Here is a 15,109-nt window from a genome sequence, read left to right on the forward strand (position 1 = left end):
GAGTAAAAGGATTTGAGTGAAACAAAAAAGTTGAAAAACTTAATTGCTCTTTTCTTACCCACTGCCTGACCGCCGCTTTAATTCGTGAAAGCGCTAGTCAGTTCGTTTTTGGCAAGTGTCTCGACTCGTAATCTGATGATTACACACGGTTGCACGTCAGCTCGTGATTTACACACGATTCCTTTTTAATGCTGCATCAGCACTTCTCAAAAATTTAGATTCCCTAAAATCATTGGAAAGCTAAGTGGCAACAACCAAAAACGGCAATTGATTGAAAGAACTGCCACAAAGTTATGGAGTGTTGTTTTGTAAAAGATATAATGTGTTATTTTATTCGTAAAAAAAGTATTAAATGTGTTTTTAATGTTCAATTCTTAGATTTTTTATCTTAAAATATAATTAATTTTTTTATTTTTTATCTTTTTTAAAATAGGTTAAATTTTGCCTTTTAAAGCTCTTTGAGTTGATTCGGTTTTTGCTTATTTATAATATTTCTAAATAAATCCTTGTTTGTTGTTTTCTGGATGTATAGTTTTGTGGTATTCTTTGTAATTAATCTAAATAACAATAATAAGTTTGATATGCACCTATTAGCTACATCATTAAAGAAAGTATGGAAAGTGGGGATTGTATTGCTGATTTCACATCAACTATATGCGCAGAAGGGGCTGATAAAAGGCCAACTCACAACCACCGACGGCAAGCCCGCCGAATATGTAAACGTAAACTTAAAAGGAACCAATAAAGGGACTGTAACCAATGAAAAAGGGGAGTTTAGTATCGAAAAAGTCAAACCAGGGGTGTATGTTTTGCAGATGAGTTTTGTGGGCCTTGAAACCCAAACCCAAAATGTGACCGTAACAGATGGCCAAACTACCGAGGCCAATTTTGTACTACGTGAGAATAGCCGTCAGTTGAATGAGGTGATTGTGTCGGCTTATCCTAATAAATACAATGCCGATATGCCTTCGGTCACTTTGCGATTGAAGACCCCTTTGATCGAAACACCCCAAAATATCCAAGTATTGACGAAGGCCCTCATCAATGACCAGCAGATTTTTGATATGCTAGAAGGTATCACCCGCAATGTAAGTGGAGTGACCCGCCTAGAGCATTGGGACAATTACGCGCTTCTTAACATGAGAGGTTCTCAAATTGCCGCTTTTCGCAATGGAATGAATGTACAGATGCCTTGGGGACCCTTGGCAGAAGATATGAGTATGGTCGAAAGTATCGAATTTGTAAAAGGGCCTGCAGGTTTTATGATGGCCAATGGTGAGCCGAGTGGTTTTTATAATGTGGTCACCAAAAAACCAACGGGCATTACAAAAGGAGAGGCAACCATGACCTTGGGGAGCTTCAATACTTACCGCGCTACCGCTGATTTTGACGGGTTATTGAGCAAAGACGGCAAACTACAGTATCGTCTCAACTTAATGGGGCAGTTCAAAGGTTCGCATCGCGATTTTGAGTACAACAATCGCTATTCGATTGTGCCAGTTATTAAATACAAGTTCAATGACAAAACTTCGTTGACTGCCGAATATACCTATCAATACATGCAAATGTCGATGATTGGCTCGGCTTATGCTTTTGGACAAAAAACATACGGTGATCTTCCGGTCAATTTCACAACTGCCGAACCTAATCTAGACCCCACCAATATCAATGACCAAAGCCTATTGTTGATTCTAAATCACCAAATCAATTCGCAATGGAAACTGACTGGTCAATTGGCTTACTTTAATTACAATCAAATCGGAAGTAGTATGTGGCCCAGTACTTTTACGGATGCCGATGGTACCATGCAGCGCGGGATTAGTATCTGGGATGCGTTGGGAATCAACAAAATAGGGCAAGTGTTTGTGAACGGTGACGTAAAAACAGGGGGTATCACTCACCGTATTTTGGCAGGGCTTGATATGGGACAAAAACAATATTTTGCGGATTGGTCGCAAGGATTTAATCTCAATGGCACCGTGCCTTTCAATATTTATAAGCCTGTGTACGGGCAAGTTCCCGCTGATTCTCTACCAGTTTTTGACCGCTCGCGTAGTTTACGTAGCAGAGGCGTCAATTACAATCAAAGCTATTCGGCGCTGTATGTGCAAGACGAATTACGCTTTCTAAACGATAAAATACGCCTGACTTTGGCGGGTCGCTACACTACTGCGCAAAATGCTGACCCCTATTCTGGCTCCGTAAAAAGCAGTAAGTTTACGCCTCGTATAGGAGTGAGCGTTTCGCTCAACAAAAGTATGTCGGCCTATGCATTGTATGACCAAGCTTTTATTCCACAAGCTGGGGCTGATTTTACGGGTAAAGCTTTTGACCCGATTACTGGCAACAATACCGAAGCAGGCTTGAAAAAAGAATGGATGGGAGGACGCTGGAACTCTACGCTTTCTTTGTATCAAATTACAAAAAACAACGTACTGACTTCTGATCCAAACCACCTCAATTTCTCAATTCAGTTGGGGCAAACCAAAACCAAAGGAGTAGAGTTTGACATCAGAGGGCAGCTTTTAGAAGGATTGGATCTTACTTTCAACTATGCCTATACCGATTCTAAAGTGACCAAAGATACCGACGAAAAGAAAGTAGGTGTAGCGGTAGCGGGCGCAACAAAGCACATCAACAACGCTTGGTTGTCGTATCGGGCAACACGTGGTGGACTCAAAGGATTTGGAGCTTCATTGGGATACCAATGGCAAGTAGGACGTTCGTCTTGGTACGTGTTTGACGGTACCAACCAAGCCTTACCTGATTATTTCCGCGTAGATGGAGCGGTTTCATGGCAAAGCAACAAGTTTTCGGTCGCGCTCAATGTCAATAATATACTTAACAAATATCTTTTCTCAGGAGCGCCTTACACTTGGCTGAATGCCTACTATTGGCAAACAGAAGCCTTGCGTAACAGTAGAATCAGCATTGGTTATAAATTTTGATGAAGTATGAGTTTTAAAAAAATCATTGGAAAAATCCACTTGTGGCTGGGCTTAGTTTCGGGGGTGGTGGTATTTGTGATAAGTCTTACGGGTTGCTTGTATGCTTTTCAGGAAGAAATTCAAAACCTGACGCAATCCTATCGGTTTGTTGAACCACAATCAAAACCATTTTTACCCCCGTCGGTATTGAAATCTATCGCCGAAAAACAACTTCCCGATAAGCACTTACATGCCGTTTTGTATATGGATAGAGGCAAAGCCGCCCAAGTAAGCTTTTTTCACTTTGAGCCTTCCTATTACTACATTGTATATCTCAATCCGTATGATGGCAAAGTGCTCAAAGTAAAGGATATGGATAGTGATTTTTTTAGAATAGTATTGCAGGGGCATTTTTATTTTTGGCTTCCGCCAGCCATTGGGCAGCCGTTTGTGGCCTATTCTACGTTGGTGTTTGTGGTATTGCTTGTTACGGGCATTGTGCTGTGGTGGCCCAAAAACAAAGCCGCTGCCAAACAAAGGTTTTGGTTTAATTGGAAACAAAATCTAAAGTGGAAACGTAAAAATTATGACCTACACAATATCTTTGGGTTTTATGCATCGATTTTCATTTTGATATTGGCTTTGACAGGTTTGGTGTGGGGATTTCAGTGGTTTGCGGAGTCGGTATATGGATTGGCAGGAGGTAAAAAGTCGCTGCTATTTACAGAGCCTATTTCTGCTCCAAAGCCCGAAAACCTGGCACTAAATAGTCCTGCAATTGACCAAATATGGCACCGAATGCAGGCCGAATATCCCAAGGCGGCGGTGCTGGAGGTACATGTACCCGAATCAGACACTTCGGCGATTGCGGCAAGTGCCAATCCAGATGCTGGCACCTACTGGAAAACAGACTACCGCTATTTTGACCAGTATAGCCTCAAAGAAATCAAAGTAGGACATCTATACGGTCGCTTTGAAGAAGCTTCTGCCGCCGACAAATTACTGCGAATGAATTATGACTTGCACGTGGGAGCAGTAGGGGGATTGGCAGGAAAAGTACTTGCCTTTTTGGTAAGTTTAGTGGCTACGAGCCTGCCGGTTACGGGGTTTTTGATATGGTGGGGAAGAAGAAAAAAGGTGCCTAAAAAGGTGCTGGAGCCCGCAAAAGCCGCCAAAACGTCAGGTGGGAGGTTAATTTTAAAAAGTTAGAGTTCATGTTCAAGGAGGTTGTGGAAGGGTGCTTTCCTTCCGCATTGATGAGATAGCACTCGTGCCGAATCTTTCGGCACGAGCCTTACTAAAAGTAATTAAGAAAAAGATGTTTATGTGATTTATTTGTATTTATTCTAAATAAATCTAAATTTGCAATGATTATTACATTGTATTGTTTTTAGAAAATATGCAAAGCTCTCATTTACAGGCGGCTATCTTACGACTTGACCAGTTTTTGGAACTAAAAGGCTATCGCCGTACCCAAGAGCGGTACACAATTTTAGAAGAAATTTATTCGCATACGGAGCATTATCATTTTGATGCCTATCAGCTTCGAGAAATTTTGATGGCTAGCGGATTTCATATCAGCATGGCTACTATTTACAATACCCTTGATTTGTTTGTAGAGGCAGGGTTGATAAAAAAACACCAATTTGGCACCAATGCTTCTTTCAACTACGAGAGGGCACTTGGAAGTGGACAGCACGACCACGTGGTTTGCTTAGACTGTCATCATATCAAGGAGTTTTGTGATCCGCGTGTTTCCAATATCGAAAATAGCGTAGGAGAGTGGTTTATGACCAGGGTTTTACAACATTCATTGGTGTTTTATGGACATTGTACCGACGAACTGTGCAGTCATAAGCTAGAAAAAAACTTTAACTAGTTATTTTTTTGGTTATTTATTTTTAATTAGTATAAATAAAATAAAAAAATAAATTTATGAAAAAAGTAATGTTGCTAACACTTGTTGGCTTTGGATTGAATGCAAACGCCCAAAAAACGGCTGATATAGAGGCTATTAAGGGGCAATGTGGGTGTCAGGAAGTGACTTTTCAATATGCAGAGACATTTTCTCCCCAAAAAGATTATAAGTTTCAGGAGCGTTATCATGCTAAAGGACTGGAATGGATAGCCGTAGATGAAGAATCTAAGGATAAGTTGGTATTGGTACACTTGCTTGTGATCAACGACAAAACAGTCATCAAACATTGGCGTGAAGACTGGGAATATGAAAATGCCAATGTGTTGGCGTATCAAAAAAACAAAGATTGGAAGTCGGTAAAACTGCCTTCGTCGCAAGTCAAAGGGCAATGGACCCAAAAAGTATTTGAAGTAGACGATAGCCCGCGTTATGAGGGCACAGCATCGTGGTTTCATAAGGACGGAAAACACGTATGGGCCAATGTAACGGATGCGCCTCTTCCTCGCCGTGAGTATTCCAAACGCTCTGACTATCAGGTGATGCGACGCAACAATCGCATTCATGTCACTAAAGAGGGGTATTTGCATGAGCAAGACAACGATAAAATCATCCGAACCGAAAAAGGGGATGAACTTCTAGCCCAAGAAAAAGGACTGAACGATTATCGTAAAGTCGATGAAAGCAAATGCGACGTAGCCAAAAGGTGGTGGGAAAAACACCGCTCATATTGGGGCGAAGTACGAGCGGTGTGGACGGAGCTTATTGCACAAAACAAAGGAATCAGCCTGACCGACGAAAAAGTGGAAGGAAAATCGTTGGGACAAATGCTTGAAAACTTGTCGTATCGTTCCGACAATCCCGCTACTCGTCAAGAGATTAAGGCTACTATTCTGAAATTTGTCAAAAATCCAGAAGCCTACTCAATGCGCTAATGCGGATGGTTTTTCATCCATTCATCCATCGAAAACCTGCCTGACCCTGCCACCAAAAATACAATGAGCAGTATCAAAGTGGTGACAGAAAGCCACAACTCCGAATTCAGAAAAGAGAAACCTTTGGTAATATTGACAAAGAAAACGGCAATTATTAAAATGGGAATTTGGAATAGTACTGCCGTTCGGGTTTGGCAGCCAAGAGCAATCAAAAAGCCGCCCATTAGGTGAGCAAAAGCCACATAATGAACCGCTATGACAGAACTCAAAAAGGAGTTGTGGTCACTGATAAGTTGGGAAAGCCGCGACGTATCACTGATAAAACTCACTCCTTTCAAAAACAATAACAAGCCAAGAGCGATACGGATCACATCTAGCCAAGCTGGATGATGCGTATCGCCCCAATGTTCGATGCGTTGGAGCGTATTCATAGCATGAAAATGTTTGGTTTTCAGAAAGTTAAAATTTTTATTTGATTTTGCCAATATTGATTTGTACTTTTTTGAAATGTAATGAAAGACAAATCTTAATAAATAAAGAAAAGCACGTCAGTTTTGATTATTGGCATTTCGAGCAAAGAAAAATGCACTTAATACAGGATAATGTTGAAACCACCGCACGGCTGTTTTAGCTTGCGGTGTGTTTTATTTTATCTTTACTCAAATGCTTCTTTTGTGGAACTACATCGATCAGATTGTTTTGTTGTTTTGCTTTGTGATTTCATATCTCAAAACCATTCAATTTTTACGAAAATCTACCGTCCCGGTTCATAAAATTCCCGCTTTTTTTGTGGTATTTGGCCCTGTTTCTATTGCTACTTCTATGGGGTTAGGGCATCTTTTTGAAATTAGCTATCATGCCCTAGAACGGGTCTTGGACAAAAGCTTTGTGTTTGATTTTCGGTTGTATTCATTGATACTTTTGGGGGTAGTACTGCTATCACTTAGTGTACGAATGCTCGGTGAGATTAGAGATTTGTTTCGAGGTTTTCCGCGCCGACAAGCGATTTTCAAAACGGCCTTTTGGATGATTGTTTTGAGTGCGCCAACGGGATTTTTCACGCCTATTGGCTATGTACCTACTGTTGCTTGCCTGATTACCTTGGCATTTTTACCTTTTGTGATCAAAAAAGCAGGGCAAAATACGGTGGAACAAAATGTAGAAGTATTTTTTTGAAATAGTACAAGTTGGTGGCAAGCTGGTTAGTAGATTTTTGGGGATGGCCTTTTTTGTAAAAATGCAGTAGGTAAACATGATAATTGTACCTTTACACCCAAAATCAATTTCCATTTATATATACATATGTCAACACTTACTAAACCTGTACGAGTCCTTGTGGTAGGATGCGGAAACATGGGAGCTTCTCACGCTACGGCGTATCATACATTCGAGGATTTTGAAATCTGTGGTATTGTCTCAACGGGAAAAAGCAAAGAAGTTTTAAACGAGAAATTGGGAGGCGGTTATGCTTTGTATTCCGACTATGCCGAAGCTTTGAAAGCCACTCAGCCCGACGCTGTGTGTATTTCAACTTACCCCGACACCCACGAAGCTTTTGCGATTATGGCCTTTGAACACGGATGCCATGTGTTTATCGAAAAGCCAGTAGCCGATACGGTAGAAGGAGCCAAAAGAGTAGTAGAAGCGGCCGTGAAAGCCAATAAAAAACTCGTGGTAGGGTATATTTTGCGCCATCATCCTTCTTGGGCCAAGTTTGTGGAAGTTGCTCAAGAACTAGGCAAGCCGCTCGTAATGCGTATGAATCTCAACCAACAAAGCCACGGCTACATGTGGGATGTACATCGCAACTTGATGAAAAGCCTAAGCCCCATCGTAGATTGTGGGGTGCACTATATAGATGTAATGTGTCAAATGACTCGCTCGAAGCCAGTGTGGGTATCGGCGATTGGGGCGCGTCTTACCGAGGATATTCCAGCGGGAAATTATAACTATGGTCAATTACAAATCAGATTTGAAGATGGCTCGGTAGGTTGGTATGAAGCAGGATGGGGCCCAATGATGAGCGAAACAGCCTTCTTTGTAAAAGATGTAGTAGGTCCTAAAGGTTGTGTATCGATTGTGGCCAAAGAAGCCGGAGGCGCTGGTAAATCTGACAACGTAGATGCACACACCAAAACCGAATCTTTGCGAGTACACTATGCCGATTTGGATGCCAACAACGCCTTTGTGAAGGAAGATGAATGGATTAATCTTACCGATGAGCCTGACCACCAAGAGCTTTGTAACCGTGAACAACAATATTTCTTGAAAGCAATCTTGGAAGATGTAGATCTCACCGACCACATGAATGATGCTGTAAATAGCCTCCAAATTGCTTTTGCGTGCGACGAATCTGTTCGTACGGGAGAAGTAGTAAGATTGTAAAGGTCTATTAATCAGTGATTATATTGTGTTTTTTTCTAACTTAGGCAGACTCACTCGGGTCTGCCTAAGCCTTTTTATTAGCAATAGGTTTTGTCGAAAATCCTTCCTATGAAAATTCAATTTGAAGAACTTCAAATAAACACGGATACGTCGTTTAAGATAATGCTCAATCCTCGCATGAGTGATTTTTTCTTTTGGCATTTTCATCCTGAGTTTGAACTGGTGTACATCGAAGGTACGCACGGAACCCGTTATGTCGGAAAACACATGTCGCTTTTTGAAGAAAGTGATTTGGTATTGATAGGTTCTTACATTCCTCATCTTAATTTTGACTATGGTGCCAAAACCCACTATGAAAAAATTGTGGTTCATTTTCGGGCTTCTTTTTTAGAAAAGACCTTGGCAAATACACCCGAATTTGAGCCCCTATTTAAGTTGTTTGAGAGCGCCGCTAGAGGGGTTGCTTTTGGGGCTGAAGCCAAAAACATGGTAAAGCCCCGTTTGCAGAAATTGCCTTATATGCAAGGAATGGAGCAGTTTTTGGAGTTGTTGAGCATTTTATATGATTTGGCGGCAGCGGTGGAAAAGGAATTTTTACATGAAAAACCCGTTGAAAATCAATACAATCGTCGAGAGCAAGAACGATTGTTGAAATTGTATCGGTTTATTGATGAGCAATACCAACGCAAAATAGACATCGAAGAGGTAGCAGCCCTGTCAAACCTAAGCAATGCCGCCTTTTGTCGGTATTTTAAGAAAATGACGAGATTGACCTTTACTGAATTTTTGAACCACTATCGTATCAACCAAGCCAAAAAGTTGCTTTTGGTGGATAAAAACGTAACTGAAACCTGCTTCGAATGTGGGTTTGAGAGTCTTTCTTATTTTAATCGTACCTTCAAAAAAATAACGGGCCACAACCCGTTAAGTTTTAAAAAGAATTTTATGCGTACCTTCTAAGAATTGATCGTATCTACTGGGACATCAGGTACTTCAATCTCAGAGTCAATGGTAGGAGGCAGCAGATAGAGCGAATCTTCGGCAACATCGGTTGAGTCGGATTCTGCTTCAATAGGCGATGAGGGCAAACAATCACGGTAGCTTTTCAGAATCGTAATCTTAGGTTTGGGGAAAGGCCCTCTTTTGTAACCAATGGTGGCATCGTCATATACTTTTTCAAGAAAACGACCCACCAACGGCAAGGCGGTCTTGGCACCTTCGCCTAGATTGGTACTGCGAAAGTGAATACTGCGGTCGTCACCGCCTACCCAAGCACCCACTACCAGGTCTTTGGTAACTCCCATAAACCAGCCGTCGGAGTTGTTGGAGGTAGTACCTGTTTTTCCGCCAATCTCAAATCCTTGTTTAAAAAGTCCACCAAAAGTCCAGATATTTTGAGAGGTTCCACCGGGCTCTTCGATACCTCCTTTGAGCATATGCACCATCAAAAAGGCAGATTCTTCGCTGATGACTTGTTTGCTTTCTGGGGCAAACTCCTCGATTGGAGTTCCATTAAAATCTTCAATACGAGCTACTACCACCGGGTCGGTATGGCGGCCATTGTTGGGAAATACCGCATAAGAAGCCACCATATCATATAAGGATACGTCAAAAGGTCCCAAGCCAATCGACGGTACGGCTTTGAGGGGAGTGGTAATACCCAATTTGTGGGCATAGTTTACGACCGACTGCGCCCCGATTTTATTGGTAAGGTGAGCGGTGACTGAGTTGATAGAACGAGCCAAGGCTCTTCGAAGGGTGAGTTCTTGATAACTAAAGCCGCCAGTTGAGTTTTTGGGACGCCATATTTTTACGGTATCACGACCTTTTACTCGTTCTTTCACTTCGATTTGGAAGGGTTCATCCACCATTTTGTCGCATGGAGCCATGTTGAAAGCTGAGCTATCAATAGCTGCACAATATACAAAAGGCTTAAAAGTCGAGCCTGGCTGACGCTTGCCTTGCTCAACGGCGTCGTACTTGAAAAACTTGTAGTTGAGACCACCCACCCATGCTTTTACTTGTCCTGTGTACGGGTCCATGGCCATCATACCTGCTCGCAAGATTCGTTTGTAATAATTCAATGAATCAATCGAACTCATGACCACTTTTTTCTCACGGCCAGTTTTCCAGTCGTAGATAGTCATGGTGTCTTTTTTGTTCATATAATACAAAATCGAATCTTTTTGTATTTCTTCGGGTAGTTTGGCAAATCGCTTATAGAGTGCCTTATAGCGGTCGGTGCGTTTGGCTACATCATTCAAGAAGTTAGGGATTTCGGCGCCATTTTCGTCGCGCCAAGGATTTTGGTTGAGCCAGTGGTTTTCGAAGGTTTGTTGAAGCATACGCATTCTTTCGGCTACGGCAGCTACGGCATGCTTTTGCATACGAGAGTCGATGGTCGTACGGATTTTAAGCCCGTCGGTGTAGGGATCATAATCGTTTTCTTCCCCCCATTTTTCCATGAATTTCTCAACAGCCCCGTTGAAATACTGATAAATGGCGTATTCGTTATCTTCTTCATTAAAACGTTCGGGCGTAAGGCGCAGTTCAATTGGCAATTTGGCCAAAGAGTCGGCAGAAGAAGATTTCAAGTACCCATACTTGACCATCTGCGACAGCACAGTGTTGCGCCGAGTGAGAGAGCGGTCGTAGTTTTTGACAGGATTATAAAGGGTAGTTCCTTTTTGCAGTCCTACCAATACTGCCGCTTCTTGCACCGAAAGTTCGTAAGAAGATTTATTGAAATAATAACGAGCCGCTGTTTTGATACCGTAGGTATTGTTGGCATAATCTACCGTATTAAAATACATCGTTAAGATTTCTTCTTTGGAAAAATTGCGCTCAAGCCTGATGGCTGTCAACCATTCTTTGGTTTTGTAAACGAGTGTACGTACCAATGGAACATTGCCTAACAGTCCTCTGGCGGATTTGCGACGGGTACGAAACAGCTTTTTAGCAAGTTGTTGCGTAATGGTACTCCCACCGCCACGCTCGCCACCCTGCAAAATCCCGAAAGCTACACCCATGAGGGCACGAGAGTCGATGCCGGAGTGTTCATAAAAACGAGCATCTTCGGTAGCAATCAATGCCTTGATGAGGTATGGTGAAATGCTATCGTAATCTACAGGAGTGCGGTTTTCGGTGTAGAGTTTTCCGATGAGTTTGCCATCAATCGAATAAATCTCGGAAGCTTGGGCGACTTTGGGATTTTGGAGGTCTTCGACGCTAGGCATGCTTCCACAAAGCCAGAGGAAATTGGTTTCCACACAAAAAATATAGAAGGCAAGCCCGCCTATCCCATACAATAAAACTTTCCAAGCCTTAACTACGGCGCGATAGTAAGGCGAACTGACATCAACACGTTCATAATACTTCTGCCAAAATAAGTTTTTGTAAGTTTCATAGCTGTTAGTCCATTGATGGAGCCTTTGCTGACCTACTATTTTTCCAAGTAGGGTATACATTAGTTTCCCTAGCCATTTGATTAATTTTCTAATGGGGCTGGTAACTGTGTTCCAAAAGCTGCTCAATTTCTTCAAAAAATCTTGCATAATTGAATCCTAAATAAGTTTTCGGGTCAAAGATAGGGTTATTGGAAGAAATCAAAAAATCATGTAACTGAGTTCTTATTTTTGGGGGTATTTTTGAAGGAAAGAAAATGAATACTAAAAGAGTACAATCCGCCTTGGATAGCCATTTTTAAATCATGAGAAGGAAGAATAAATGAAACAAAACGGGGATTAAACACTATGAAAGCTTTAAGTTTATGAATGATTTTTTGACTTCAAACAACTTTTCAATCATATTTGCGTTTACTAAACGTCAAAATAAAACCAAATCATAAAAACGACATGAAGAAATCATTCTTTTTCTTATTCTTCTCAATTATTGCGCTCAATATTGCTTGTAGCCAGAATCCTCCTGCTAGTCCACGTATGACGGCCGACGGAAAAGATGTAAAAGTAACTTATGGCCAACCTTCCAAAAAAGGACGCGTGATTTTTGGAGCTGATGGTAGCCAAAGCCTTGAAAAATATGGTAAAGTATGGCGTACAGGTGCTAATGAAGCTACTGTAATTACTTTCAAAAAAGACGGAAAGTTTGGTGGCAAAGAGGTAAAAGCCGGTGATTATGGATTGTTTACGATCCCTGGCGAAAAAGAATGGGTAGTGATTTTAAACAGTGAACCTAAGCAATGGGGAGCTTATAGCTACAAGGTAGATAAAGACGTATTGAGAGTGACTGTACCTAATATTGCTTTGAAAGAGCCGGTTGAAAAATTAACTTTTGAGGTCAAAAACAACGCTCTTGTATTTTCATGGGACGCTTCTAGTTTCTCGGTGCCTTTGCAGTTTTAAGAATATATTTTTTTCAAAAAAGCTCAACTTAACGGTTGGGCTTTTTTTATGGTTTAGATTTCTTCTTGACTATAATGGGGAGGCACATTTGCTTAAAGCAACAGTTTTGGCTAGGCAAAATGATAATAGGACAGCATCCTTCGTTTGAGCAATGACCGTTTTGAGTAGTAAAAGTATAAGTTCCTGGTGTTTCCAATAAAATGGTGTTTCCCTCTTTGCCTTCTATAAGTCCCTGACCGTCGCTTTGGTACCACCCTGTTACTTGATATTGTGCTGGTACTTTCACTTCTACTTTTTCTTGGGGGCACAACCTAAATGGGACACTAAAGCAAACATTGTCACTGTCATCTTCACGGAGATTATCATTGTTGGGAGTTGAATCCTTGTCTAGTTCATTGCTATAAATGACCTCAGATTGGCTAAACCACACACCTTCATAGCCCACTTTTATTTGGGAGCGTATGACTAAGCTCACTATGTCGGAGTCTATACCGATAGAGTCAATCTCCCACCTGTGGGTAAGGGGATTGTAATTGCCTCGGGATGCGCTGCTGCTAATATATTTTAAAACTGGCGGAAGAGAATCACTAACTACCACACGCGACGCATTTTGGATACCCTCATTCCATATTTTGACAGTATAAATCACCGTGTCGCCAATAGCTTTAATTTTTTTATCAACTACTTTCTTTAAATGTAAATCAATAGATTTATTACAATCAAATACAAAAATGTAGGAAGGAATGCGAGTGCGAGGCAGTGTACAGGCAGGATTGGTAGCGGCGATTTCTACGTAGAGGGTATCATTGACTGTGGCAATGCCGGGAAGGCGAAAAGCAGTCGTGTCGTGGGCGAGTGCAGCACCGCCCTGTGCTTGGTGATACCAATGGGCGGTAGTACCCGAAGGAATGATAGCCTTTAAAATCGGGAATGAATCGCCCAGGCAAAGTCTTACACTTTGTACAATGGGCAAAGTAGTAGGGCAAGGATTATTAGAAGATGTGTTAGTGGTATCGTTGCTAAAACAAGCGTGAGGAGATATTGCTCTTGTTTTAATGATGATTCCAAAATATAAAACAGATAATATCCACACAAGCCCTGAGGAGGCTTTTTTGGATTGCAAGAATGTCATAATTTTATAGAGTTGGTTTCGCATGCTTCCCAACGTCTTACGACATACTATTACAACCCGACTGGAATGTCAGTGGCTATTTTTCAATAAAAAGGCTCCTATCAATAATCGAGCCAAATAACAGCAGTAGGGTAAGTAAAAGTACTAAAAAGAAAGCAAGCGGCTTTAAAATAGACACTTACAGGATACTGAAATAGTTTTGACGCCTTTACTATCCTTATATCCCATAAATATACCGCTTAGATGAGCAAAAATTATACCAAAACGACAAGTTGAATCCTTTTCAATCAATAATGAGGCGCGAAAGTAGAGCAGGTACAAAACATAGAGAAGGTAAGGGTTTGACAGTTAGTAGATTAGGAAATGGGTAGGGCCGACTTATAATAATATTTTAGGGGCAATACCAATAAATAATGAGTCTTACGGTCTTTAGTATTAAAAAAAGTAACATATGTCCATTTCTCGTCGTCAAACCCTTTTCACACTTGCCACTGCTAGCGCCGCAAGTGTATTGCCCAAAACCTCCTCCGCGTCGGTGATTAAGTCTCCTGCGTTTGTACCTTGTCTAAATATGAGTACCATTCGAGGACAAAAACTAGGCTTTGTGAAAGAATTAGAAATAGCTTCTAAAGCGGGCTTTCGCTCAGTCGAAATCTGGATTGATTCACTACAAGAGTATATCAAAAATGGGGGTACGCCCGCTCAGGCACTCAAGATTTTGGGGGATTTAGGGGTTAAGGTAGAAAATGCCATTGGTTTTGCTCCGTGGATTATTGATGATGATGCCGCTCGTGCCAAAGGGGTAGACCAGCTCAAAAGAGAAATGGAGCTCTTGGCTCAAATTGGCTGTATGAGAGTCGCTACGCCGTCGGTAGGAGCGCAAGGGCCACAAGCTCCTCGTATTGACCTCCTAAAGGCTGCTGAGCGCTATCGGACTATTCTCGAAATCAGCGATCAAACCAAGGTGATTCCGCAGCTCGAACTATGGGGCTTTTCAAAAAACCTCAACAAACTGAGCGAAGTAATGTATGTCGCTATTGAGAGTGGGCATCCTTCGGCGAGGGTGTTGTTGGATGTATACCATTTGTACAAAGGAGGTTCTAGTCTTGATACCCTAAAACTAGTAGGAAAACCTGGCGTCGAGATTTTTCACATCAATGATTATCCAGCCTCATTGCCCAAAGAGACCATTACCGACGCCGACCGTGTATACCCTGGAGATGGTGTAGCTCCTATTGCTCAAATCCTTAAAACAATCAAAAATCCTGACCGTCCTATTATACTTTCATTGGAAGTATTCAATAAGACTTATTATGCCCAAGATGCACTCAAAGTAGCTAAAACAGGGCTCGAAAAAATCAACAAAGTGATTGCCAGGGTTTGATTTAAGGAGAAAATAAACGTTTTGCACGATATTTGCGTTAACTACCCATAAAAACGCCTAACATTGTTGT

Annotated in this window: 12 protein-coding genes and 1 riboswitch; of the genes, 9 read left to right on the forward strand and 3 right to left on the reverse strand. The window is 41.5% G+C overall.

Annotation, left to right across the window (positions count from 1 at the left end; translation table 11 throughout):
* Window positions 1-93 precede the first annotated feature (93 nt).
* A riboswitch (cobalamin riboswitch) is annotated at window positions 94-226 on the reverse strand.
* Between the two features lie 355 nt (window positions 227-581).
* The 4 genes from G563_RS0125380 (at window position 582) to G563_RS0125395 (ending at window position 5,777) form a co-directional block, all read left to right on the forward strand.
* Window positions 582-2,948 carry a TonB-dependent receptor gene (locus tag G563_RS0125380; RefSeq protein ID WP_037328204.1) on the forward strand — a complete coding sequence of 789 codons (2,367 nt, stop codon included), beginning with the start codon at window positions 582-584 and terminating at the stop codon, window positions 2,946-2,948.
* Between the two features lie 6 nt (window positions 2,949-2,954).
* A complete protein-coding gene (locus tag G563_RS0125385) occupies window positions 2,955-4,136 on the forward strand; it encodes a PepSY-associated TM helix domain-containing protein (RefSeq protein WP_028667798.1) in 1,182 nt (393 codons plus the stop codon).
* A 190-nt stretch (window positions 4,137-4,326) separates the two neighbouring features.
* Window positions 4,327-4,806, forward strand: a complete 480-nt coding sequence (locus G563_RS0125390; protein WP_028667799.1) for a Fur family transcriptional regulator — start codon at window positions 4,327-4,329, stop codon at window positions 4,804-4,806.
* A 56-nt stretch (window positions 4,807-4,862) separates the two neighbouring features.
* A complete protein-coding gene (locus G563_RS0125395; RefSeq protein WP_028667800.1) occupies window positions 4,863-5,777 on the forward strand; it encodes a DUF6607 family protein in 915 nt (304 codons plus the stop codon).
* Here the strand turns inward: G563_RS0125395 and G563_RS0125400 are convergent.
* Window positions 5,774-6,208 (reverse strand): DoxX family protein, encoded by a 435-nt coding sequence (locus G563_RS0125400; RefSeq protein ID WP_028667801.1) that lies wholly within the window; start codon window positions 6,206-6,208, stop codon window positions 5,774-5,776. The two genes, G563_RS0125395 and G563_RS0125400, sit on opposite strands and share 4 nt — an antisense overlap.
* Before the next feature lie 232 nt (window positions 6,209-6,440).
* On the opposite strand from G563_RS0125400, the gene G563_RS0125405 reads away from it, so the two are divergent.
* From G563_RS0125405 to G563_RS0125415, 3 genes are all read left to right on the forward strand, one after another.
* Window positions 6,441-6,953 (forward strand): hypothetical protein, encoded by a 513-nt coding sequence (locus G563_RS0125405; RefSeq protein WP_028667802.1) that lies wholly within the window; start codon window positions 6,441-6,443, stop codon window positions 6,951-6,953.
* Window positions 6,954-7,079: 126 nt separating this feature from the next.
* Window positions 7,080-8,162 (forward strand): Gfo/Idh/MocA family protein, encoded by a 1,083-nt coding sequence (locus G563_RS0125410; protein WP_028667803.1) that lies wholly within the window; start codon window positions 7,080-7,082, stop codon window positions 8,160-8,162.
* 108 nt (window positions 8,163-8,270) lie between these two features.
* Complete coding sequence (locus G563_RS0125415) at window positions 8,271-9,122, forward strand: helix-turn-helix domain-containing protein (protein WP_028667804.1); 852 nt, start codon at window positions 8,271-8,273, stop codon at window positions 9,120-9,122.
* Here the strand turns inward: G563_RS0125415 and G563_RS0125420 are convergent.
* Entirely contained in the window at window positions 9,119-11,629 is a 2,511-nt protein-coding gene (locus tag G563_RS0125420; RefSeq protein ID WP_229598564.1) for a penicillin-binding protein 1A, read from the reverse strand. The genes G563_RS0125415 and G563_RS0125420 overlap by 4 nt on opposite strands.
* A gap of 387 nt (window positions 11,630-12,016) precedes the next feature.
* On the opposite strand from G563_RS0125420, the gene G563_RS0125425 reads away from it, so the two are divergent.
* Entirely contained in the window at window positions 12,017-12,523 is a 507-nt protein-coding gene (locus tag G563_RS0125425; protein WP_028667806.1) for a DUF2911 domain-containing protein, read from the forward strand.
* A 46-nt stretch (window positions 12,524-12,569) separates the two neighbouring features.
* On the opposite strand, the gene G563_RS0125430 is transcribed toward G563_RS0125425, so the two are convergent.
* Window positions 12,570-13,679, reverse strand: a complete 1,110-nt coding sequence (locus G563_RS0125430) for a DUF11 domain-containing protein (protein WP_028667807.1) — start codon at window positions 13,677-13,679, stop codon at window positions 12,570-12,572.
* Window positions 13,680-14,106: 427 nt separating this feature from the next.
* On the opposite strand from G563_RS0125430, the gene G563_RS0125435 reads away from it, so the two are divergent.
* Complete coding sequence (locus G563_RS0125435) at window positions 14,107-15,039, forward strand: sugar phosphate isomerase/epimerase family protein (protein WP_028667808.1); 933 nt, start codon at window positions 14,107-14,109, stop codon at window positions 15,037-15,039.
* Window positions 15,040-15,109: the final 70 nt, after the last annotated feature.

This window comes from Runella zeae DSM 19591 (assembly GCF_000423565.1).
In the GTDB taxonomy this organism is placed as follows: Bacteria; Bacteroidota; Bacteroidia; order Cytophagales; family Spirosomataceae; genus Runella; species Runella zeae.